This is a genomic window from Streptomyces nidicola (assembly GCF_050106155.1).
In the GTDB taxonomy this organism is placed as follows: Bacteria; Actinomycetota; Actinomycetes; order Streptomycetales; family Streptomycetaceae; genus Streptomyces.
Window position 1 is genome coordinate 1,407,801 of sequence record NZ_JBNBPI010000001.1, and the last position, 19,988, is coordinate 1,427,788.

Consider the following 19,988-nt stretch of genomic DNA (forward strand, 5'->3'; position numbering starts at 1 on the left):
CACGCCACTGACAATCTTCCCCGCACCTGCAGGCCGACGCGCTCATGTACCGGTGCGGCCCCTCACCTCGACCGCGGCACCGAGGTTCGGCGCCGCGCTCCTGGCGAGTTCTGCGGCATGGGCCACGTCAGCGCTGTCCGCCACGACGATGGTCGCGGCGGATCCGGACACGGCGTCGCGGCGCAGGGCCGCACCGGTGACGGAATGCTGAGCGAGAACCGCCTCGTACGCGGCGATCGCCTCGGCAGGGAAGGCGTCGTGGAAGTCGGTCTCCACAAAGAGCCCCGGCGCGGTGACCCTCAGGACCGTCACACCGGTGAGCGGCCGGTGCCGGCCGCCCTCGGTCAACATGTCCTTGAACACCGTCAACGCCCCGGTGGCATCGACCGCGGTGACCTCGATCCGCCAACGGACGGTGGCCTCTCTCCACGGCGCATCATGGATGTCGGCGCGCTTCACCCGGCCATCGGCCGTCAGTGACCGCCAGAGCGCCAGGACCTCGCCCGTGCGCCCCTCGTCCGCGACGACGGTGAAGGTGATGTCGTTCGCCGCGATCCGGCCGGTGACCTTGCCGTGACGGACGACATACCTCCGCAGCTCACCCACCAGCTGCGCCACGCGCTCGGCAGGCGTGCCTTCGTCGACGGTCAGGGTGCCGGTGGACGTGCCGAGGAACGGCAGTGTGTTGTTCTTGGTGGTGCGCATCTCCATCACATCCGGCGTCCCGGCCCACCTCTCTTCGAAAGAAGCGGCGAGCGCCGAGCCCTTGTTGACGGCACACCGGCGCAACGCGGTCCGGGCAAGCGCCGACAGGGTGGACCGTAGGGACCGCCGCACGGTGATTCTCCTCAGTGCCGTCTCCTTGAAGAACGGCCAGGACGATCCGGCTCAAGCCGTGACCGCGGTGGTCGCGATCGATTGAAGCGTACGGCTCCTGGCATCCACGAGGGAGAGAGTCCGGCCGCTTGACCACGCGCCACACCGGGAGCCCAAGTGTCGCCGGCGCCGCCGGTGCCGGTCGAGTACGCGGTCTCACAAGTCCCGTTCCCGGGCTCCGTCAACGGCCCATCCGGGGCCGCGCACCCCACCCCGCGACGAGTTGACCGGATGCAGCCTCCGTTTTAGGCTCGACCTCAACGGAGTCACCCTCCGTTTCGCTATGGGGGCGCGCAGGATCGCATGAGGCAGGAGGACGTATGGGCGTCGAGGGACAGCAAGGTCGCCAGCCCCGCGCGCCGGGCGGACATCGCGCAACTCGATGACGCCTCCGAGGTGTTGCGGCAGTGGCTGCGGGCGATGGAGGAGTACTTCAGCGCCTTCAGCGGGCGGCGCAGCGCGTGGGGCACGCACGCCCGTCGGTGAAGGGCTACGACCTGTTCCTCGCGGCCGTATCCGTCGCCTGGATCAAGGGCGACGGCGCTGCCGACGGACAGGCGCTCGACCGCCTGCGCGCGCTCATCGAAAGCGGATACCGCGAACAGGACGACAACGAGGGGGAGGCCGCCACCGGCCACCTCTCCCCTGCAACGACCCCGTGGGACTCAACCGTGGTCACCGCCACGGACCACACTGGAAAGGAATTGTTTTGCCCGCCACCGCCACACCTTCGTCCATCACCGACATCGTGAACTCCCGGTACTCCGTCCGGAAGTTCCTGCCCACCCCGCTGTCCCCGTCGGACATCCGCGGTGTGCTGGAAGACGCCCAGGCCGCCCCGTCGAACTGCAACACCCAGCCGTGGACGGTGCATGTCGTCTCGGGTGCCGCGCGCGACGCCCTGAGCAAGGAACTGCTCAAGGCCGACGAGGAGGAGCGGTTCTCCCCCGACTTCTCCTTCAGCTACGCCGACTTCGGCGAGGGCGCCTACATCGACCGGGCCCACGAGCACGCCGCGACCGTCTACCAGTCCGTGGGGATATCCCGCTCGGACCGGCCTGCACGGCAGGCGCACGCCCGCGAGAACCTGGAGTTCTTCGGCGCCCCGCACGCCGCTTTCCTCTTCATGCCGGCATTCGGCGACGGGGTCCGGGTGGGCGGCGACATCGGCATGTACGCCCAGAACTTCCTGCTCTCGCTGACGGCCCGGGGCCTCGGCGGCATCCCGCAGACCATGCTCGGCCAGTACGCCGACACCGTCCGCGAGTTCCTGGACGTTCCCAAGGAGCTCAAGCTGCTGTTCGGCATCTCCTTCGGTACGGCCGACACGACCGCACCGGTGAACGGCTTCCACATGGGACGCGCCCAGCTCGAACAGAGCGTCGTCCTGCACGACACCCCCGGCGTCCTCGACGAGCAGTAGCGTCTCCCGGTCGGCGATACCGCGTGGTCGATTGCGGTATCGCCGACCGGCTTCCAATCCGACTGGACTGTGCCGGACCCGGGCCAAGTCGGCCTGGTGGTGGCTCAGTTGTGCTCTTCGTCGATGGTGACGGCGGCGCCGTTGTCGAGCTTGACGACGACCCGCACGCCGCCCTTCTTCGCCGCGGCCTCGAGCTCGCCCTCGGTGCAGCGCTTGTTGTCGCCGTTCTCGCCGCAGATCCAGCCGTTGCCGTTGATGGTCGTCGCGGTGGCGCTGAAGAACGAGATGGTGTTTCCGTCGCTGTCGACCAGGGAGTACTTGCCCGGGGCCAGGTAGCCGAGCTCCCCGGAGCGCAGGCCGTTCGGCTTGCCGGTGTCCGACTCGTCGCCGCCACCGCTGCTGGAGCGGTCCTCGACGACGCTGGTCGCCGTGCCGTTCTTGATCTTCACCGTGGCGGGTACGCCGTTCTTGGACGCGGCTTCGAGCTCGCTCTCGGTGCACTTGGTGGCGGCCTGGCCCTCGGCGTCGCCGCATATCCTGCCGGCGCCCTGGATGTCGGTGTCGGTCGAGGTGAAGAAGGCCTGCTCGGTGTCCTTCAGGTCGCTGACGGTGTACTTGCCGGGTGCCAGGTAGGAGACGGTGCCGAACCAGGTTCCGCTCACGCCCTTGCCCTGGGACGTACCTCCCGAACCGCCGCCGGCCTGCGACTCCGTGCCGCCCGCGGAACCCGCACCGTCGTTCCCGGACTTCTCCTTCGCACCGGACTTCTCCTTCGCATCCGATGCCGCGGTCGACGACCCGGAACTGCTCGACGCGTCGCCCCCGTCCGCGCCTCCCTGACAGGCCGTCAGCAGAGTGGTCGTGGCCATCAGAGCGGCGGCGGTGAGGACGGCCTTGCGGCGGTGGCTGCGAAACATGGTGTGTTCCCCCGTTGCTGTATGGATGTGCGGCCGGTCGAACGGCCGGGCCGTGCCCTTGTTCGATCTTGAGCTTGCCTGATCGGGTGTGTTCGGGGGAAGCGCGGTTACGGGGTGATGACAATCTCGACGGCCCCCTGAGACACGGCCTGCCTTGGATCGATGCGGGGCCGGCGCCGACACCGGCCGCCCGGTCGCTCAGAGGAGGGCGCCGCCGGAGACCTCGATCCGCTGGGCGGTGACCCAGCGCAGACCCTCGCAGGCCAGCGTGGCGATGGCGTCGCCGATCTCCTCGGGTTCGCCGACGCGGCCGAGCGCGGTCTGTCCGGCCAGGACCTGGCGCATCCCGGCGTCGTCCCGCATCGCTCCACCGTTGAAATCGGTGGCGGTCGGTCCCGGGGCGATGGAGTTGACCCGGATGCCGCGCGGGCCGAGTTCCCCGGCGAGGGTGCGGCTCAGGGCTTCGACGGCGGCCTTCGAGGCGGAGTAGACCGAGGTGGCGGGGCTGGTGTGGCGGGTCAGTGACGTCGAGACGTTGATGACACGACCGCCCTCGGCCAGCAGCGGCACAAGTGACTGGATGAGGAAGAACGTGCCCCGGACGTTGGTGCCCATCACCGTGTCGAAGTCGTCGATGGTGACGTCCTCCAGCGGCCCGAAGATCCCCACTCCCGCGTTGTTGACCAGGATGTCGAGCCGCGAAGCGCCCCAGCGCTTCAGCTGCGCGCTCAGTTCGGAGGTGAAGGACGCGAAAGAGGAGACGTCGCCGATGTCGAGCCGGAGGACAGCGGCAGTCCCACCCACCGCCTGCACCTGTTCCACCGTCTCCTCGACCCCGGCCGCGTCACCGCGGTGGGTGACCACGACCCGCATCCCGCGCCCGGCCAGGGCGACGGCCGCGGCGCGTCCGAGGCCGCGGTTCCCGCCGGTCACCAAAGCGATCTTGTCGTTCGTCATGAGCTGTTCCTCCACGGCGCGGCTACCGGAATACGCCCGGGCGCCGCAGATAGGAGGCGAGTCACTCGACTCGCCTTTCACTGGCACCGTAAGCAGGACCAAAGAGGCGAGTCAAGTGACTCGCCTCGGGGCTGCGGCATACTGTCCGCATGGCAGCAGAGCTCTCCGCACACCACCGCAGGCTCGCTCAGCAGAAGCGCGAAGCGATCACCACCGCAGCCACAGAACTGTTCCTGGAACGCGGCTACGACGGCACCTCACTGGCCCGGATCGCCGAGGCGGCCGGGGTCTCGAAGTCCACCCTGTTCAAGCAGTTCCCCACCAAGGCGGCCCTCTTCGAGGCCATCGTCACCGAGTCCTGGCAGCGTGACGCCGGCGACGCCGCCGCGCGGCCACGGACCGGAGATCTGCGCTCCGGACTGACAACCGTCGGCCACCGCTATGCCGACCTGGTCGGCCGGCCCGAAATGGCGGCCCTGTTCCGGATCGTCATCGCCGAACTGCCCCGCTTCCCCGAACTGGGGCGGATGCAGTTCGAGCTCGGCAAACTGCCCTACTTCACGTCCGTTCAGGACTACTTGGAATCCGAGCACGAGGCGGGCAACGCCGACGTCCCGGACGCCACGAGCGCCGCGAACCAGTTCCTCGGCATGATCGCCAATTACGTCCTGTGGCCCCGCATGCTGCTGACCGACTGGAACCCCGCGGCCTCCGACATCCACGACGCCGTCGAACAGGCCGTCCAGACCATGCTCGCCAGGTACGCCCCGGTCGGCACCTGACCGGGGTCATGGGCCCTGCCCACTCGCGCACTGTTACCTGAGCGGTTTCGCCGCGGTGGCTTTGTGGGAGTCGGGCACGGTGAAGTCGTGAGCCTCAGCAAAGGCATTGCCGAGCGGCTTTGGCATGTTCGCCTTCGCCCCACTGATGTCATAGCCGTTCTCTCGGGCCCAGGCCTTGATCTCATCGTAGGTTCCGCCGTACTTCTCCGTGCACAGACGGTCCCGTCTGTCGGCGTGGGCCGACGGGCCGGCCGGTCCTGCACCCCGGCCGAGGGGAGGCAGTGCTGTCACCGGCGGCCCCGAGCGCGGAGCGATGCCCAACTCCTCTGCTGCCGCCCGGAGTTCTTGCGCCGCCTCCTCGTACGCGGCCGCGGCCTCCTGCAGAGCGGACAAGTCCGCATCGTTGTCGACGTCACCGCGATAGGTCGTGCCGTCGATGTTCAGAGCGATGGTCTTGGTGATCTTCAACATCCATACCCCTCTACCGGCCCATAGCGCGTCACCCACAGTCCTCCACAGCCCGCGCGACGCACAATGACTTCTTTGGACCGTACCCCTTGGATCTTTGGGCCTTAGGGCCTTTGAGGCTTTGGGTCTTTGAGACTTCGGGTCTTTGAGGGCTTCCGGCGGCGGGTTGCTCGCACTGCGCCCCGCGTGCGCGACCAACTCTCAGCCATGCCCCCGGCACGGCGTCACCCTTCGGTACCGCCGCTCCCCGCACTGGTCAGGATCGCGCTCGCGATGACGTCGAAGAGGCGATCGGCGCGGGGGGCGAGCGCGGGCTGGTCGCCGAGCCAGGCGAGCGCCGCCACCAGCGCGAACAGATCGGTGCCGTCAATATCGGTCCGGGCCGCGCCCACGGCCTGGGCCCGCGTGAGGAGCCGCGCGCCCGCCGCGCGCAAGGTCACACACGAGGCATGGAGCGCGGATTCGGTGTCCTCGATGGCGGCCGCCATCAACACGGTCACCCCCCGGTACTCGGTCGTCCACGCGACACAGTCGCGCAGCCACGAGACGAGAGCGTCCTTGGGTTCGCTCATCCCCTCGAGTTCGTCCGCCTTCGCCGCCAGCTCGTCGAAGCTGGTGCGGAGCAGGGCATCGAGCAGCGCCTCGCGGGTCGGGAAGTGCCGAAGCAGCGTCGCGAGCCCGACGTCCGCCCTGCGCGCGATGTCGCGCAGCGACACGTCGACACCTTGCTCGGTGATGGCGGTGCCCGCTACTGCGAGTACCTGGTCACGGTTCTTCTTGGCGTCGGCCCGCATCTGCGCCTCTTGACTATCCGGATCGGTGGTCCATATATTCGGATCAGCGATCCATTTATGTGGGTCGCTGATCCGGATAAGCGTATCCGGCAGCCCTGGCAGGAGAAGAACGATGCCGACACACACGATGCGGGCAGTCCGGCTCCACGAGCACGGCGGCCCTGAAGTTCTGCGTTACGACGAGGTACCGATCCCCGAGCCGGGGCCGGGTGAAGTGCTCGTCCGCGTGCACGCCATCGGCATCAATCCTCCGGACTAGTACCTGCGCGGCGGGCTGACCACGATGCCCGGGGACCCGGAATCGGCAGTGAGCCTGCCGGTGGTTCCGGGGACGGACGTGTCGGGCGTCGTCGAGGCCGTCGCCACGGACGTGCACGGACTCGCCGTGGGCGACGAAGTCTTCGGCCTCCTGCGCTTTCCCAGCTTCAAGGGCAGCGCATACGCCGAGTACGTCGCCGCCCCCGCGTCGGACCTCGCCCGCAAACCGGCCGGCATCGACCACGTGCACGCCGCCGGGGCACCCATGGCCGGACTCACCGCGTGGCAGTTCCTGATCGATGTCGGCCACGATCACCCCTCGCCCTTCCAGGAGGAACGGCATCACCCGAGGGCACTCGACGCCGACACGACGGTGCTCGTCAACGGCGCCGCGGGCGGCGTCGGCCACTTCGCAGTACAGCTCGCGAAATGGAAGGGCGCACGCGTCATCGCGGTGGCATCCGGCGCGCACGAACCGTTCCTGAGGGAACTCGGCGCCGACCGGTTCATCGACTACACCACGAGCCGTCCCGAGGAGCTCGCACACGACCTCGACCTCGTACTGGACACCGTAGGCGGCCCCCACAGCAGCCGCTTCCTGCGTACGCTCAAGCGCGGCGGCGCCCAATTCCCCGTATTTCCCGGGGACTTCGACGAACAAGAAACCGCGAAGCTGGACGTCACGGTCTCAACCACCCAGGTACGCTCGAACGGCGTGCAACTCGGCCGGCTGGGACGCCTGCTCGACACGGGCACGGTCCGCGTCGCCATCGACAGCACGTTCACGCTCCCGGACGCACGAGCCGCGCACGAGCGTGCCGCCCGGGGGCACATCCGCGGCAAGATCGTGCTCACGGTCGCCTAGTGCTGGATTCCTCAAAGGCGGTACTCAAAACGGTGCCGGAGGACGCGCGTTGATGGTGCCGGTCGGCCCCAGATCCAGGGTTTGGCACGGGCGTTGAGCTGGGCGGTGGCCACGGTGGTGACTTCGGCGATGTCGTCGGGTCCGCAGAAGGAGCGGCCGGCCAGGGCAGCCTTGCGGAACAGGCGCCACCAGCCTTCTTGCAGGTTGAGCCAGCAGGCGCCGACCGGGATGAAGGCATGGTGGATGCGGGGGTGGCCCTCCAGCCACTCGCGAGTGGACTTGCTGTTGTGGGAGGACAGGTTGTCGGTCACGATCCAGAGCGGACCGGTGGGGTTGGCGTCCTCGATTCTCTGCAGGAACTGCTGGTAGTTGACGCTGTTGCGGGAAGCGGCCGTGGTGGTGACCTCAATGCCGTCACGCACCCGCAGGCCACCGTAGACCCAGGTCTTTTCCGGGCCACGGCTGTAGTCGAGCTCCGCCTTGATCCGGTGCCCGTCCGGTGACCAGCCGGGCGCGGGTGGGAAGGCACGCGGGATGACCGGCCCGAGCTCGTCCGCGCAGATCACCGTGGTGCCCTTCGGCGGTTCGGTGTAGAGGCCGACAATCCTCGTCCTTTTGGGGAGAACTCCGGATCCCGGCTGGTGGTCCAGGTACGGGTCTGGCGCCAGCGCACGCCCTCTGCCATGAGGATCCGGCGGACCTGAGACCGGCCGACCTGGATGCCTTCGGCCTGGGCGGTGGCGGCCAGCGCGTCCAGAGTCCACTCCTCCGGACCCTTCACATCGGCCGCCCACAGTTCGTTGGACGGCTGGATCTCGAGTCTGCCGGGCGGAGTCAGCTTGACCAGGGCAATAATGCGGGAGCGTTCGTCCTCGGTGATCCTGCGCTTGCGGCCGCAGCCCGGCCGGTCACCAAGTCCGTCCAGGCCCTGGGTGTTGAACCGGTGCAACCACTTACGGACCGTCTTGTGATGGCAGCCCAACCGGTGCGCGATCACCGGAACGTGCAGGCCGTCCCAGCTCAGCGCGATGATCCCCGCCCGCAGAATCCAGTCAGCCGGCGCGTGCCTCGCCCCGGCCAGCCTGCGGACCTTGCTCTCCTCCGCCACGTCCGAAGCCGGACGGGCCGATAACACCTTTGGCACAACAACTCGCCCCCCGAGCAGCCCGAATCAGCACCCCGCACTACTACACCTACCCCGCCAAAGAGGAATCCAGCACTAGGACGTGGAGCGCGTCGGCACCCCGTCACCGTACGCCCGGTACCGCGGGAATTCCCACGGACTCCGGTCAGATGGTTGAGAGGCGGATCATTCCGGGTGAGGCTGTGGGGTGTAGTCGATGAAGGGATGACCCGCCATGGCCGCCACCGCCCAGCCCCCGTTCCGCGCCGACCACGTCGGCAGCCTGCTGCGCCCGCCCGCGCTCCTGCAAGCGCGGGCGGAACACGCCGCAGGGAAGATCGACGACGCCGCGCTCGCCGCCGCCGAGGACACGGCGGTCCGTGAGGTCGTCGCGCTGCAGAAGGAGGCAGGACTGCGCAGCGCGACCGACGGCGAGTTCCGCCGCGCCTCCTGGCACATGGACTTCATCTACTCTCTCGGCGGCATCAGCCGCGTGGAGGACGAGTCGCTGCACGTCCGCTTCCACAACGAGGACGGCGACATCGAGTTCGCGCCGCCCTCCACGCGCATCGACGGCAAGGTGCGTCTCGAGCGCACGATCTTCGCCGACGCCTTCTCCTTCCTCCGTGACACCGTCACCGACGGCGTCACCCCGAAGCTGACCATCCCCTCGCCGAGCATGGTCCACTACCGCGGCGGCCGCGCCGCGATCGACGCGTCCGTCTACCCCGACCTCGACGCCTTCTGGTCCGACCTGACCGACGCGTACGCGGCCCAGATCCGCGGCGTGCACGAACTCGGCTGCCGCTACCTCCAGTTGGACGACACCTCGCTCGCCTATCTCAACGACCCCGAGCAGCGCTCGTACGTCTCCTCCATCGGCGGCGACGCCGAGCACCAGCACGAGACGTACATCGCCAACATCAACAAGGCCCTGGCCGGCCGCCCCGACGACCTGCGCGTCACCACCCACATGTGCCGCGGCAACTTCGCCTCCTCCTGGGCCGCTTCGGGCAGCTACGACTTCGTCGCAGAGGCTGTCTTCGGCGGGCTCGACGTCGACGGCTTCTTCCTGGAGTACGACGACGAGCGCTCCGGCGGGTTCGCCCCGCTGCGCTACGTCCCCAAGGACAAGCACGTCGTCCTCGGCCTCGTCACCACCAAGCGGCCACAGTTGGAGGACAAGGACGCCCTCAAGCGGCGCATCGAGGAGGCCTCGCGCTACATCGACATCGACCAGCTGTGCCTGTCCCCGCAGTGCGGCTTCTCCTCCACCGTCGAGGGCAACAAGCTCACCATCGACGACCAGTTGGCCAAGCTACGGCTCATCGTGGAGACCGCGGAGGAGGTGTGGGGCGGCGTGTGAAGCGGCCCGGGCCCTGTGCGCTCATCGTCGATCCGGAGCGCGGTCCGCATGCCAGCAGAATGCGGATGGCAATCCGGACGGCGCAGGGGTTCCCCTGTCACAGGCTCGTGAAATTCAATGGTCGACGATGCGAAACCGGTCTGGTTTCCCTTGACGCTTCTCAGGACGCCCTGCCAGCATCGAATCCATGAACAAGCAACTGGACCTCACGCGGCGACTCCATGTCGACCTCGCGCGCGTCACCAGTGCTTTCTGTCGTGCGTGCGGCCCTGATCGCCGACTGGCAGCCTGAGCCGCCAACGCGCGGACTGAGTTGCTGATCCGCCGCCCTCCCCCAGCACCCGCACCCGTCCTACCGACCGGCGTGCCGTGCTGTCCTCGCACTGCCTGAATTCGGCTCCCGCGCAATCCTGCCGAATTCGGCGTGCCCGAAATTAGTTCGGCCTCAACGGCTTCCTCATCGCCCGTGGCACGGAGGCCCTGCGCGAGCTTGAGTACCAACTCCCGTACTCCGAGGGCTGGTTCACGCGCTCAATTACCGCACGGCACCCACGCACCTTCCGTACTGCCCACCTTCCGCACCGCACCGCTCCGCGAAAGAGGTCACGCACCATGAGCACCGTCACGCCCGTCGACTGGCAGGCCCGCCCCGCCCCGCAGTCGGCCGAGGACTGGGTCACCCGCGCCGCCGAGGTCGCCACCGTCCTGGCCACCGACGCCGCCGCCCGCGACCACGCCGGCGCCACTCCGTACGCCGAGGTCCAACTCCTCAAGGAATCGGGCCTGGTCACCCTGCTCGGCCCCACCGAGCACGGCGGCGCGGGCCAGGACTGGCCGACCGCCTACCGGGTGGTCCGCGAGGTGTCCAAGGCCGACGGTTCCATCGGCCAGCTCCTCGGCTACCACTACCTGTGGAACTGGGCCGCCCGTCTGGTGGGCACCCGCGAGCAGTGGGAGCACGTGGAGGCCGAGGCGGCCAGGAACCGCTGGTTCTTCGGCGGAGCCGTCAATCCGCGCGACGCCGACGTCGTCGTCACCGAGGACGGGGACGACCTGGTCTTCACCGGTCGAAAGTCCTTCTCCACCGGTAGCAAGGTCTCGGACGTCACCGTCCTGGAGGGCGTCTTCGAGGGCACCGACCAGCACGTCTTCGCGATCGTCCCCTCCGACAGCGACGGCCTGACCTTCCACGACGACTGGGACAACATCGGCCAGCGCCTCACCGAGAGCGGCGGTGTCACCCTCGATGGTGTCCGCACCCCGTGGGCCTCGGCGGCCGGATACGTCGACAAGGAGTTCCAGCCGCGCGTCTACAACACCCTCAACGTCCCCACCATTCAACTGGTGTTCGTCAGCTTCTACCTCGGCATCGCGGCCGGTGCGTTGCAAACAGCCGCCACCTACACACGCGAGAAGGCTCGCCCCTGGCTGCACGGCGGCCACGAGCGCGCGACCGACGAGCCGTACGTCATCGACATCTACGGCGACCTCACCGCGAAGCTGTGGGCGGTAGAGGCACTGGCCGACGCCGTCGCCGCCGAAGGGCAGCGACTGCACGAGGAGCCCGACGCGGTCACCGAACAGTCCCGCGGCGAATTCGAGGTGCGGGTGGCCGCGGTCAAGGCACGCGCCACGGACGTCGCCCTGGAAGTGTCCAGCCGCATCTTCGAGGTCACCGGGGCCCGCTCCACCGCCAGCTCCGAGGGACTCGACCGGTTCTGGCGCAACGTACGCACCCACACCCTGCACGACCCGGTCGCCTACAAGCGCCGCGAAGTCGGACGCTGGGTCCTGGACGGTGAGCTGCCCGAACCGACCTGGTACTCCTGACCGACCGGGTACTCCCGATCGCTCCCGGGGCGCCTCCCGCACCACAGGAGGCGCCCCGCCATCCGAAAGGGCACCCATGGCCACCGTCCTGTCCCTCTCCGGCAGCCCCTCCGCCTCCTCCCGCACCGGAAAACTGCTGCGCCACCTGGATACGCTCCTCGCCGCCCAGGGCCACGAGGTGATCCCGCTCGACGTCCGCACCATCCCCGCCGAAGCGCTCCTGGGCGCCGACTTCCGCCACCCCGCGATCATCGAGGCCACCGAGCTGTTCGCCCGCGCCGACGGAATCGTCATCGGCACCCCCGTCTACAAGGCGGCCTACTCCGGCGCCCTCAAGTCCCTCCTCGACCTGCTCCCGCAGTACGCACTCACCGGCAAGACCGTGCTCCCCCTGGCCACCGGCGGCACCACGGCCCACGTACTGGCCATCGACTACGCCCTGCGCCCGGTGCTCAGTTCCATGGGCGCGGACCACATCGTCCAGGGTTGGTTCACCCTCGACAAGGACCTCACCGCCCACGAGGACGGCACCCTGACCGTCGCGTCGGCCGCGGGCGAGGCCCTGACCCAGGTCCTCGACCAGTTCGTGTCGGCGCTCGGCCGGGCGCCGCTGCCGGCCGCGGCGGGCTGAGCAATGGCCGCCCACAGCATCGCCGACCACGCGGAGGCTCTCACCGTGGCCGCGTCGCTCGCCTAGGAGTTCCGCACGGACGCCTCCGCACGGGACGTCGAACGCCGCCTGCCGCGCGCAGAGTTGGACCGGCTCTCCGCGTCCGGCCTGCTCGCCGTCACCGTCCTCGGCGAACACGGTGGGGCGGACGGCTCCGCCGAGACCCTCGCCGAGAACTTCCATCTGCCGGCCGCCGCCGACGCCAGCCTCGCCCAGATCCCACCGAGCCACTTCGCCTACGTCAATGTGATCCGACGTCAAAAAACCGAGGAGCAGCGGTAGTTCCTCTTCACCGAGCTGCTCTGGCGCCACGGGCGAATGCAGTCTGCGATCGCCTCGTCGGCACCCTCCACAGAGAACTGTTCGATCACGTTCTGGTCTACAACGAGGCCAACGCTCTGGCCCAACTCGCCCTCGACTGCGAACCCTACTGAGAGAATGAGGACTACGAGGACGCACCCGACCTGCGCCACCAGCACAGCCCATCCGGCACCCACCCCGCCGACATCCACGTCGTCCCGCTCGCCGGGAGCTACCTATGTCCCCCGCACAACGCACGGCCCACAGCCTCACCACCGCCGCCACAATCCTCACCGCGGGCGGCATCTACCTCGGCCTCACCCTCAGTTGGTGGCTACTCCTCCCCTGCCTGTACGCCGCCGCGGTACTCCTGTGGTGCGCGGCCTGCGAGCGAGCGCATCACCTCCGGCTCCTCGCCGAGCAGAAGCAGGCCCGCCACGCCGCTCACAGCAAACACCTCGATGCCGCGCCGTGCTGCCGACTCGCCGAGCCCTCCGGCGGCTCCGCCCACGGCACCGACAGCCCGCGCCCGACCGGCCCCGTCCTCGACGGCGCGTGCTGCTCGATGTGGCTCATCACCAGCGGCAGCCTGCACGGCCCGCAGTGCCCCACCCGCACGAACGGGAGCAGCACCGGATGACTGTCCGGATCCCACTCGACAACCTCACCAGTGACCGCCTGAACGGCCCGTACGCTCGGCGATCCCCCAGTCAGCCGATCAGCGGAGACTCACCCAACACCCGGAATTCCCTCAACTAGAGGGGTAACCTCCATCCACTGCGTCGCTGGGCCAGTTCCCGCGTCCCGCTGCGCTACCGGATGGAGCCTGCGAGGCAGCGCGTGAAGGGGAGTCACGCTTCCTCGCCGCAGCCCCTGCCGACGCATGACGTCATGTGCAGCGGGGACGCTGTCAGGGCTTTTACCATCCGACGCGCGTAGCAATCACTGCTCCAGGGGCGAGAGTCAGCCAGTGACAGCGGTGATGAGCCCGACTTCGGCCTCTGGTCGAGGCAGCAGGGCGGTGTCTCATCGCGTTCCATGCCTGGGGCAACGAGTGACGCGCAGACGCGCACACCCGGCCGCCCTCACGCCGGGAGAGCACGACTACGTCGATGCGTGGAGGCGGTAGCCGCCAGACATCATTGGCCCTGGCATGGCGGAAAAACCGGTTAACCCGGCAACAGGCATCCGGAACTCTTCCGAAACGCCGCGCTCGACAAACCAATGTCTGTGTTCGCGAAGTGAGGGTTTAACGATCCGGGCAGGGAGAGTTTTTAGCGCAATGAGTAGAGCGGGATTATTCCGTGCCCACGGGCCGCTACGGCATGCTACTGTCATCTCAGTTGCAGTTGTGGTTCCCGAAAACTTCAAGTGCTCCTGGCCGCATACTGCGGTGGGGGCACTTTTGTATTACCGGTCATTTCCGGGCGGGGTAATCATCGCGGCGACACGGTGTCCGCACAGTGCGGATATCCGTTGTACTGCCCCAAAGGAGATTGACATGACTACTGGCACCGTGAAGTGGTTCAACGCGGAAAAGGGTTTCGGCTTCATCGAGCAGGAGGGTGGCGGCGCTGACGTCTTCGCCCACTACTCGAACATTGCCGCCCAGGGCTTCCGTGAGCTGCTCGAAGGCCAGAAGGTGAACTTCGACATCGCGCAGGGCCAGAAGGGCCCGATGGCCGAGAACATCGTTCCCGCCTGACGCGAACGCACACTTGCAGCTGGGGCCCGCATCCTTCGGGGTGCGGGCCCCAGCTGCAGGCATTTCCCGCAGTGATTCGACCTGCGGGCGATTCGGATGAAATCCGACCACATCTGCAGTCGACGCTCCGGGCGAGCCCCCTCTTCGCGTCGCTCATTTTCAGCGCCTGCGCCCGCATGAATTATCAGTCGGCCAGATCCGCTTTCGCTTTTACTGTCGGTTCATTTCTTGTGATTCTCTGTGCCGCTCATCGCGGGAAGAATTCCTTGATATGCACCGCATCAAGGAAGGTTCCGCATGAACCGCACACGTACAAACGACCGATTCGCCCGCACCGGTAACGGCGGTGGCGGCGCCAATTCCGGTGCCGGAAACCGGAGCAGGTCCGGTCGGCCGGCCCGGTCCGGTGGTTACAGCCGCCGGCCCGCCGCCGTGCAGGGTGAGTTCGCGCTCCCCAAGACGGTCACCCCGGCTCTGCCCGCCGTGGAAGGCTTCGCCGAACTCGGCCTGCCCGAGCAGCTGCTGGCCGAACTCGGCAGACAGGGCGTGAGCGTGCCGTTCCCGATCCAGGGCGCGACGCTGCCGAACTCCCTCGCGGGCCGTGACGTCCTGGGCCGCGGGCGCACCGGCTCCGGCAAGACCCTTGCCTTCGGCCTCGCCCTGCTCGCCCGCACCGCCGGACAGCGCGCCGAACCCCGCCGGCCGCTGGGACTGATCCTGGTCCCCACCCGCGAACTCGCCCAGCAGGTGACCGACGCACTCACTCCGTACGCCCGCGCTGTCAGGCTTCGCCTGACCACGGTCGTGGGCGGCATGTCGATCGGCAGACAGGCCGGCGCGCTGCGCGGTGGGGCCGAGGTCGTCGTCGCGACCCCGGGCCGGCTCAAGGACCTCATCGACCGGGGCGACTGCCGCCTGAACCAGGTGGGCATCACGGTGTTGGACGAGGCCGACCAGATGGCCGACATGGGATTCATGCCGCAGGTCACCGCGCTGCTCGACCAAGTACGCCCGGAGGGGCAGCGGATGCTGTTCTCCGCGACGCTGGACCGCAACGTCGACCTGTTGGTGCGCCGCTACCTGAGCGACCCGGTCGTGCACTCGGTGGATCCCTCGGCCGGCGCCGTCACGACGATGGAGCACCACGTCCTGCACGTCCACGGCGCCGACAAGCACACGGCCACCACCGAGATCGCCGCCCGCGACGGCCGCGTGATCATGTTCCTCGACACCAAGCACGCCGTCGACCGGCTGACCCAGGACCTGCTCAACAGCGGCGTACGGGTCGCCGCGCTGCACGGCGGCAAGTCGCAGCCCCAGCGCACCCGCACCCTGACGCAGTTCAAGACCGGACACGTCACCGTGCTCGTCGCCACCAACGTCGCCGCCCGCGGCATCCACGTCGACAACCTCGACCTCGTCGTCAACGTCGACCCGCCGACCGACCACAAGGACTACCTGCACCGCGGCGGCCGCACCGCCCGTGCCGGCGAGTCCGGCAGCGTCGTCACCCTGGTCACCCCCAATCAGCGCCGCGGCATGATCCGCCTCATGTCGGACGCCGGGATCCGCCCGCAGATCACCCAGGTCCGCTCCGGCGAGCAGGAACTGCACCGCATCACCGGCGCTCAGGCCCCGTCGGGCATCCCGGTCGTCATCACCGCGCCGGTCACCGAACGCCCCAAGCGCGGCACCGCCTCCCGCGGCCGTCGCCGCCCCGCTTCCGCGGCACGACGCACCTCCGCGCCCCAGCGGATTGCTGCCGACGCGGCGGCCTAGAGACCTTCGTGATCAGAACACTGGCCAACCTTTGCCGGAGGCACCTTTTGACACTGGTACAGATGCAGTCCCGCCCGATGCGTAGCGCCCCCGTGCGCGGGCCCTCGGCGGACACCGTTGCCCACCCCGTTGAGGATGCCGGGCCGCGGGTCTGGGACGACATGACGGTCGAGGTCGCCCTGTCCGTGATGGCCGGCGCCCGCGTCGGGCACCTGCTCGTCTGCGACCAGGACGGCCGACGCACCGGACTGGTCACCCGGGCAAGGCTCACGGCTGTCCGTGACGGCTCCGCGTACACGGATCGGATCCGCCTGCGCGACCTCGGCGACGGCGGCCTCGCCCTCGCCCGCTGAACCGGCTCACCACGATCGTCCTTCTTCCTGTGAGGTCTCATGCGCTGTGTCATCGCCCGCTTCCCGTTCGACCTGACCAAGAGCGGAGTGCTGGAAACGATGAAGGGCGTCAAGCCCGAGCCGGTCACCGGTGAGTCCGTGATCATCGGGCGCCGCCACTACCCCGTCAAACAGGTCGGCCAGGTCATCACCCGCCAGGACCGCCGTGATTTCAGCGCGGGCGAAGTCCTCCGCGCCATGGCCCGGCTGGGCTTCACCTGCCGGACTCGGCCCGCGGCCGCGCCCACACTCGGCATCAGCCCGCTCCAGCGGGCTTCCGTCATGCTGGGCGCCCCCGCGCCCGCCTGATCGGCGGGGCAGGCGCGAGCCTGTCATGTGCCTGGACTGGCACAGCGTCGGTCACTCTCGACGGACGAAAGTCTCTGCAGGCGATATCCCCGGGGACGCCGCACCCAGGCGGCGCGTCCCAAGCAACATGCGGGGGCCGTAACCGCGAAGTTCCCGCCGAGAGTTGCAGGTCCCGGCCCTCTCAAGCCCCGGCCATCTTGTCGCCTGATGCGGCGGCGCGGTATTCGGCGTTGATGCGCTGGGCCTCTTCGAGTTGGTCCTCGAGGATGATGATGCGGCAGGCGGCCTCGATGGGGGTGCCCTGGTCGACGAGTTCCCGGGCGCGTGCGGCGATGCGCAGCTGGTAGCGGGAGTAGCGCCGGTGGCCGCCCTCGGAACGCAGCGGGGTGATCAGGCGGGCCTCGCCGATGGCGCGGAGAAAGCCCTGGGTGGTGCCGAGTATCTCGGTGGCCCGGCCCATGGTGTAGGCGGGGTAGTCGTCGTCATCAAGACGTCCGAACGAATCGTCTGCTGTCACTTGCACCTCTCTGTAAAACGCGTCGAGGGGCCCGGGTGCCGAACGGCACCCGGGCCCCGAAGGAACTGCTACACCATCTGCCGGCCCTGATACTGCGCCGGCCTTCTGTGTCCGCAGACCCGACCTGGAAGATGTCGGGGATGCGGGGATCGCGGTTGCTTGACCGGAGACCACCTCACTATCGATGTCCTGCGGTACCCGGGCTCAAGACGTCCGCCCGGGCGATCCTGATGGCGCTCGGCTCCTCCGTTTCTTCCTCTGGGATCAATCACTTACTTACTGCTGGTACTGCCGGTGCTGCTGGTGATGCGTACTGCTGGTGGCGGCCCCTGATCACTGCGGGCCACCCGGTCCGGTCGTCAGTCCCGTCGCCGTCCTGCAAAAGCCCTGGCTTCGAAACTCCACCACCGCACCGTCCTGCGAACTTCACATGCGGGTACTACTGCCCGGCAGTTCATCTCTGCCGGGCTTGCTCGATCTCGGCTACGAGAGAAACCATAACCACACCACCACCCAATGTCTACTCCGGCCGGGATAGATTTCTGCATGTTCGCCAGTGAGGAAATCGACCTCGAACGGTGACGGCAGGTGGGAGCGAGGCGTTCATCGCCTGGCCTCCGGCGGCAAGACCGTGAGCGCGCGTCTCGCCGGGTGGCACCACCGTTGAAGCGGCCGGAGCGTCGGCGAATACAATCTCGCCCATGTCGAAGCATGATGAGCTGCTCGTTGCCATCGCCGCCCTGGTGGAGTCCGGGCAGAGCAATCAGATGTCCCTGACCGTCGTGACCGGTGGCGCTGTCATCACCGGTCGACTGGCTCCCGAAAAAGTGTGGCGCCGGCGTGTCGAGGAGGTCCTGACGGACTCCACCGACCTGGGTGAGTTCTCCGCCATCTTCGATACCGCTGCGGAGAAGAGCGGGCCGCCCACGCATCTACACTTCCACGTCGCCCGGATCCTGCAGGGCACGGTGGGGATCCCGGAAACCGGCGGGATGTACCGCGTCGCGATTGAGGACGTCAACGCCTGGACGGTGGGCGACTTCAGCTATTCCGACCACTGAGCGACCAGAGCACCGGTAAAGCGCGCTCGACCGAGCCCAGGGCACGGACGATGCAGACCGCCGGCCACTTGGCCCGACCGCCGCGGCGGAACGGCTCGGTCATCTTGCTGGGGGATCAGCGGAGCAACTCCCGGCCCAACAGGGCTGTCATTCCCGCGACTTGGCACTGTCAGCCGGACTCCTCCCCCTGGGCCACCTCCACGCGATGGTGGACGGCGACCAGTCCGGCGGCACCCGCGGCGAGGGACAGGGCGGCGCAACAGGCGAGGGGAAGGACGATCCACCGTGCCGCGCGCCGCCTCGGTGCGGGGGCGAGCAGGGCGGCGACCCGCTGGGGTACCGGTCCTGTGGTGGCCGCCGGGGCGAAGTCCGGGCGTGTGCCGCGCGGAGATCCGGCGGAGTGGCCGGCGAGCGCCGCACGGGCGACGGCGCGGGCGGTGAGGCGCCGGTCGCCGGTGGCCCGGGCGGCGGATTCGTCGGCGGCGCGCTCGACCGCGAGGCGGATGGCGGTGCGGATCGTGCGCAGGGCGGGGTGGCAGTGGGCGGCGAGTTCGGCGGCGGCGAGGACGTAGTGGTGGCGGCCCTGGTTGTGGGCGCGTTCGTGGGCCAGCAGGGCCTCGCGTTCCGCGGCGTCCAGGCTGCGCAGCATCGCGGTCGTGACGACGACCCGGTTCGGGCGGCCCGGCAGGGCGTACGCGTCGGCGTCCGGCGAATCGATGACGCACAGGTCGCCGACGGTGGGGCGGTGGTCGGCCTGGCGGGTCGCCGAGCGCAGGGCCCGCAGTTGGCGGACGGTCCAGCGGGTCAGGGTCCAGGCGCTGATGGCGAGGGCGCCCATGGCCGCCGCGGCCATGGGCAGAACGATCAGGCCGGAGGGGACACGCAGCGGGTGGATGAGTTCGGCGAGCGGGGCCAGGACGGGGAGGGTGAGCAGCCCGGTGAACACGACGGTGCCCAGGGACATGACCGATGCCGCCGCCAGTACGAGGGCGGTCGCGGTGAGCACGTACAGGGCCGGCGCCGGGGCCAGACGCTCCAGGGCGTGCCGGGCCAGCGGCCGCGCCGCGAACGGCAGCAGGAGCGGCAGCAACATCAGGAGCAGCGGGCTCACGTGTCGCCACCTTCGAGGAGCTGACGCAGCAACTGCTCGTCCTCCGGGGCGAGTTGGTCCACGAAGCGGGCCAGTACCGATTCCCGGTCGTGGTCCCGGTCGAGTTCGGTGTGCATGCGCCGCGCGGTCAGACCCGGTGCGTCCTGCACCGGGAAGTAGGCGAAGCCGCGCCCCTGGCGCTCGCGCCCGACGATCCCCTTCTCGAACAGCCGGGTGAGGATCGTCGTCACGGTGGTCCGGGCCAGGCCCCGCGCGAGGTCGGCCTGCACCTGGCCCGGAGTGAGCGGGCCGTCGGCCGCCCACAGGGCGGACATGACCGCGGCCTCCAGTTCGCCCGCGGGTCGGCGTTCGTCATTGCTGTCGGTCATGGAACCGCCCTCACCCCACCATCGTCTACAGTCGAGTAGACCGTCTACAGGATTGTAGTCGGTCGCCGGATGCCGCTGCGCCGCCTCCGGCCGGCCACGACCAGATTGCGAGGGCTC

At 68.8% G+C, this 19,988-nt stretch carries 24 protein-coding genes and 3 pseudogenes; 17 read left to right on the plus strand and 10 right to left on the minus strand.

What is annotated here, in order from left to right; translation table 11 throughout:
* Positions 1 to 42: 42 nt before the first annotated feature.
* Positions 43 to 705 (minus strand): hypothetical protein, encoded by a 663-nt coding sequence (locus ACOKM3_RS06620; RefSeq protein WP_426897889.1) that lies wholly within the window; start codon positions 703 to 705, stop codon positions 43 to 45.
* Between ACOKM3_RS06620 and ACOKM3_RS06625 the strand changes: the two genes are divergently transcribed.
* The 4 genes from ACOKM3_RS06625 (at position 692) to ACOKM3_RS06640 (ending at position 2,299) form a co-directional block, all read left to right on the plus strand.
* Complete coding sequence (locus tag ACOKM3_RS06625) at positions 692 to 922, plus strand: hypothetical protein (RefSeq protein ID WP_426897891.1); 231 nt, start codon at positions 692 to 694, stop codon at positions 920 to 922. The genes ACOKM3_RS06620 and ACOKM3_RS06625 overlap by 14 nt on opposite strands.
* Positions 923 to 1,179: 257 nt before the next feature.
* Positions 1,180 to 1,362 carry a hypothetical protein gene (locus ACOKM3_RS06630; RefSeq protein ID WP_426897893.1) on the plus strand — a complete coding sequence of 61 codons (183 nt, stop codon included), beginning with the start codon at positions 1,180 to 1,182 and terminating at the stop codon, positions 1,360 to 1,362.
* Positions 1,359 to 1,628, plus strand: coding sequence for a hypothetical protein (locus ACOKM3_RS06635; protein ID WP_426897895.1), 270 nt, complete (start codon positions 1,359 to 1,361; stop codon positions 1,626 to 1,628). Before ACOKM3_RS06630 ends, ACOKM3_RS06635 begins: the two co-directional genes overlap by 4 nt.
* Positions 1,586 to 2,299, plus strand: coding sequence for a nitroreductase (locus ACOKM3_RS06640; RefSeq protein WP_426897897.1), 714 nt, complete (start codon positions 1,586 to 1,588; stop codon positions 2,297 to 2,299). The genes ACOKM3_RS06635 and ACOKM3_RS06640 overlap by 43 nt, the downstream gene beginning before the upstream one ends.
* A 104-nt stretch (positions 2,300 to 2,403) precedes the next feature.
* Here the strand turns inward: ACOKM3_RS06640 and ACOKM3_RS06645 are convergent, their stop codons facing one another.
* Both ACOKM3_RS06645 and ACOKM3_RS06650 read right to left on the minus strand, forming a co-directional pair.
* Entirely contained in the window at positions 2,404 to 3,216 is an 813-nt protein-coding gene (locus tag ACOKM3_RS06645; RefSeq protein ID WP_426897899.1) for a hypothetical protein, read from the minus strand.
* A gap of 198 nt (positions 3,217 to 3,414) precedes the next feature.
* On the minus strand, positions 3,415 to 4,173 hold the full coding sequence (locus ACOKM3_RS06650) for an SDR family NAD(P)-dependent oxidoreductase (RefSeq protein ID WP_426897901.1): 759 nt from the start codon (positions 4,171 to 4,173) through the stop codon (positions 3,415 to 3,417).
* 149 nt (positions 4,174 to 4,322) lie between these two features.
* Here ACOKM3_RS06650 and ACOKM3_RS06655 point away from each other — a divergent pair, with 149 nt between their 5' ends.
* Positions 4,323 to 4,955 carry a TetR/AcrR family transcriptional regulator gene (locus ACOKM3_RS06655; RefSeq protein WP_426897903.1) on the plus strand — a complete coding sequence of 211 codons (633 nt, stop codon included), beginning with the start codon at positions 4,323 to 4,325 and terminating at the stop codon, positions 4,953 to 4,955.
* 33 nt (positions 4,956 to 4,988) lie between these two features.
* Here ACOKM3_RS06655 and ACOKM3_RS06660 read toward each other — a convergent pair whose 3' ends face one another.
* Both ACOKM3_RS06660 and ACOKM3_RS06665 read right to left on the minus strand, forming a co-directional pair.
* A complete protein-coding gene (locus tag ACOKM3_RS06660; RefSeq protein WP_426897904.1) occupies positions 4,989 to 5,426 on the minus strand; it encodes a hypothetical protein in 438 nt (145 codons plus the stop codon).
* Positions 5,427 to 5,647: 221 nt separating this feature from the next.
* Positions 5,648 to 6,217, minus strand: a complete 570-nt coding sequence (locus ACOKM3_RS06665) for a TetR/AcrR family transcriptional regulator (protein ID WP_426897906.1) — start codon at positions 6,215 to 6,217, stop codon at positions 5,648 to 5,650.
* A gap of 112 nt (positions 6,218 to 6,329) precedes the next feature.
* Between ACOKM3_RS06665 and ACOKM3_RS06670 the strand changes: the two are divergent.
* Positions 6,330 to 7,340, plus strand: a pseudogene (locus tag ACOKM3_RS06670) (NADP-dependent oxidoreductase).
* A gap of 11 nt (positions 7,341 to 7,351) precedes the next feature.
* Here the strand turns inward: ACOKM3_RS06670 and ACOKM3_RS06675 are convergent.
* A complete protein-coding gene (locus tag ACOKM3_RS06675) occupies positions 7,352 to 7,906 on the minus strand; it encodes a transposase (protein WP_327668342.1) in 555 nt (184 codons plus the stop codon).
* Positions 7,903 to 8,448, minus strand: a complete 546-nt coding sequence (locus tag ACOKM3_RS06680; RefSeq protein WP_327668343.1) for a helix-turn-helix domain-containing protein — start codon at positions 8,446 to 8,448, stop codon at positions 7,903 to 7,905. Before ACOKM3_RS06680 ends, ACOKM3_RS06675 begins: the two co-directional genes overlap by 4 nt.
* Before the next feature lie 250 nt (positions 8,449 to 8,698).
* Between ACOKM3_RS06680 and ACOKM3_RS06685 the strand changes: the two genes are divergently transcribed.
* The 10 genes and pseudogenes from ACOKM3_RS06685 (at position 8,699) to ACOKM3_RS06730 (ending at position 16,814) form a co-directional block, all read left to right on the plus strand.
* Complete coding sequence (locus ACOKM3_RS06685) at positions 8,699 to 9,829, plus strand: 5-methyltetrahydropteroyltriglutamate--homocysteine S-methyltransferase (RefSeq protein ID WP_426897907.1); 1,131 nt, start codon at positions 8,699 to 8,701, stop codon at positions 9,827 to 9,829.
* A 187-nt stretch (positions 9,830 to 10,016) separates the two neighbouring features.
* Positions 10,017 to 10,121, plus strand: coding sequence for a putative leader peptide (locus ACOKM3_RS06690; protein WP_426897908.1), 105 nt, complete (start codon positions 10,017 to 10,019; stop codon positions 10,119 to 10,121).
* 320 nt (positions 10,122 to 10,441) lie between these two features.
* On the plus strand, positions 10,442 to 11,659 hold the full coding sequence (locus ACOKM3_RS06695) for an acyl-CoA dehydrogenase family protein (protein ID WP_426897910.1): 1,218 nt from the start codon (positions 10,442 to 10,444) through the stop codon (positions 11,657 to 11,659).
* Between the two features lie 76 nt (positions 11,660 to 11,735).
* Positions 11,736 to 12,290 (plus strand): NADPH-dependent FMN reductase, encoded by a 555-nt coding sequence (ssuE, locus tag ACOKM3_RS06700; RefSeq protein ID WP_426897912.1) that lies wholly within the window; start codon positions 11,736 to 11,738, stop codon positions 12,288 to 12,290.
* 3 nt (positions 12,291 to 12,293) lie between these two features.
* Positions 12,294 to 12,608: pseudogene (locus ACOKM3_RS06705) on the plus strand (acyl-CoA dehydrogenase family protein); the annotation flags it as partial.
* Between the two features lie 259 nt (positions 12,609 to 12,867).
* Positions 12,868 to 13,269, plus strand: coding sequence for a hypothetical protein (locus tag ACOKM3_RS06710; protein WP_426897914.1), 402 nt, complete (start codon positions 12,868 to 12,870; stop codon positions 13,267 to 13,269).
* Between the two features lie 861 nt (positions 13,270 to 14,130).
* Positions 14,131 to 14,334, plus strand: coding sequence for a cold-shock protein (locus ACOKM3_RS06715; RefSeq protein WP_426897916.1), 204 nt, complete (start codon positions 14,131 to 14,133; stop codon positions 14,332 to 14,334).
* A 297-nt stretch (positions 14,335 to 14,631) separates the two neighbouring features.
* The gene (locus tag ACOKM3_RS06720; RefSeq protein ID WP_426897918.1) at positions 14,632 to 16,113 is read left to right on the plus strand and encodes a DEAD/DEAH box helicase; all 1,482 of its coding nucleotides are present in this window, start codon (positions 14,632 to 14,634) and stop codon (positions 16,111 to 16,113) included.
* A gap of 47 nt (positions 16,114 to 16,160) precedes the next feature.
* Positions 16,161 to 16,448, plus strand: a pseudogene (locus ACOKM3_RS06725) (CBS domain-containing protein); the annotation flags it as partial.
* Between the two features lie 57 nt (positions 16,449 to 16,505).
* The gene (locus tag ACOKM3_RS06730; protein ID WP_426897920.1) at positions 16,506 to 16,814 is read left to right on the plus strand and encodes an SCO5918 family protein; all 309 of its coding nucleotides are present in this window, start codon (positions 16,506 to 16,508) and stop codon (positions 16,812 to 16,814) included.
* 181 nt (positions 16,815 to 16,995) lie between these two features.
* On the opposite strand, the gene ACOKM3_RS06735 is transcribed toward ACOKM3_RS06730, so the two are convergent.
* Complete coding sequence (locus ACOKM3_RS06735; protein WP_426897922.1) at positions 16,996 to 17,331, minus strand: MerR family transcriptional regulator; 336 nt, start codon at positions 17,329 to 17,331, stop codon at positions 16,996 to 16,998.
* A gap of 701 nt (positions 17,332 to 18,032) precedes the next feature.
* Here ACOKM3_RS06735 and ACOKM3_RS06740 point away from each other — a divergent pair.
* Complete coding sequence (locus tag ACOKM3_RS06740) at positions 18,033 to 18,392, plus strand: hypothetical protein (protein WP_426897924.1); 360 nt, start codon at positions 18,033 to 18,035, stop codon at positions 18,390 to 18,392.
* 169 nt (positions 18,393 to 18,561) lie between these two features.
* Here ACOKM3_RS06740 and ACOKM3_RS06745 read toward each other — a convergent pair whose 3' ends face one another.
* Together ACOKM3_RS06745 and ACOKM3_RS06750 are read right to left on the minus strand one after the other, a co-directional pair.
* Complete coding sequence (locus tag ACOKM3_RS06745; RefSeq protein ID WP_426897926.1) at positions 18,562 to 19,503, minus strand: M56 family metallopeptidase; 942 nt, start codon at positions 19,501 to 19,503, stop codon at positions 18,562 to 18,564.
* The gene (locus tag ACOKM3_RS06750; RefSeq protein WP_426897928.1) at positions 19,500 to 19,871 is read right to left on the minus strand and encodes a BlaI/MecI/CopY family transcriptional regulator; all 372 of its coding nucleotides are present in this window, start codon (positions 19,869 to 19,871) and stop codon (positions 19,500 to 19,502) included. The genes ACOKM3_RS06745 and ACOKM3_RS06750 overlap by 4 nt, the downstream gene beginning before the upstream one ends.
* Positions 19,872 to 19,988: the final 117 nt, after the last annotated feature.

Bases quoted from the DNA above. Each gene is read 5' to 3' on its own strand.
- ACOKM3_RS06620 (WP_426897889.1), bottom strand. From the start codon at position 705: ATGCGCACCACCAAGAACAACACACTGCCGTTCCTCGGCACGTCCACC.
- ACOKM3_RS06630 (WP_426897893.1), top strand. From the start codon at position 1,180: ATGAGGCAGGAGGACGTATGGGCGTCGAGGGACAGCAAGGTCGCCAGC.
- ACOKM3_RS06645 (WP_426897899.1), bottom strand. From the start codon at position 3,216: ATGTTTCGCAGCCACCGCCGCAAGGCCGTCCTCACCGCCGCCGCTCTG.
- ACOKM3_RS06650 (WP_426897901.1), bottom strand. From the start codon at position 4,173: ATGACGAACGACAAGATCGCTTTGGTGACCGGCGGGAACCGCGGCCTC.
- ACOKM3_RS06655 (WP_426897903.1), top strand. From the start codon at position 4,323: ATGGCAGCAGAGCTCTCCGCACACCACCGCAGGCTCGCTCAGCAGAAG.
- ACOKM3_RS06660 (WP_426897904.1), bottom strand. From the start codon at position 5,426: ATGTTGAAGATCACCAAGACCATCGCTCTGAACATCGACGGCACGACC.
- ACOKM3_RS06665 (WP_426897906.1), bottom strand. From the start codon at position 6,217: ATGCGGGCCGACGCCAAGAAGAACCGTGACCAGGTACTCGCAGTAGCG.
- ACOKM3_RS06685 (WP_426897907.1), top strand. From the start codon at position 8,699: ATGGCCGCCACCGCCCAGCCCCCGTTCCGCGCCGACCACGTCGGCAGC.
- ACOKM3_RS06690 (WP_426897908.1), top strand. From the start codon at position 10,017: ATGAACAAGCAACTGGACCTCACGCGGCGACTCCATGTCGACCTCGCG.
- ACOKM3_RS06695 (WP_426897910.1), top strand. From the start codon at position 10,442: ATGAGCACCGTCACGCCCGTCGACTGGCAGGCCCGCCCCGCCCCGCAG.
- ssuE (WP_426897912.1), top strand. From the start codon at position 11,736: ATGGCCACCGTCCTGTCCCTCTCCGGCAGCCCCTCCGCCTCCTCCCGC.
- ACOKM3_RS06710 (WP_426897914.1), top strand. From the start codon at position 12,868: ATGTCCCCCGCACAACGCACGGCCCACAGCCTCACCACCGCCGCCACA.
- ACOKM3_RS06715 (WP_426897916.1), top strand. From the start codon at position 14,131: ATGACTACTGGCACCGTGAAGTGGTTCAACGCGGAAAAGGGTTTCGGC.
- ACOKM3_RS06720 (WP_426897918.1), top strand. From the start codon at position 14,632: ATGAACCGCACACGTACAAACGACCGATTCGCCCGCACCGGTAACGGC.
- ACOKM3_RS06730 (WP_426897920.1), top strand. From the start codon at position 16,506: ATGCGCTGTGTCATCGCCCGCTTCCCGTTCGACCTGACCAAGAGCGGA.
- ACOKM3_RS06740 (WP_426897924.1), top strand. From the start codon at position 18,033: ATGTCGAAGCATGATGAGCTGCTCGTTGCCATCGCCGCCCTGGTGGAG.
- ACOKM3_RS06750 (WP_426897928.1), bottom strand. From the start codon at position 19,871: ATGACCGACAGCAATGACGAACGCCGACCCGCGGGCGAACTGGAGGCC.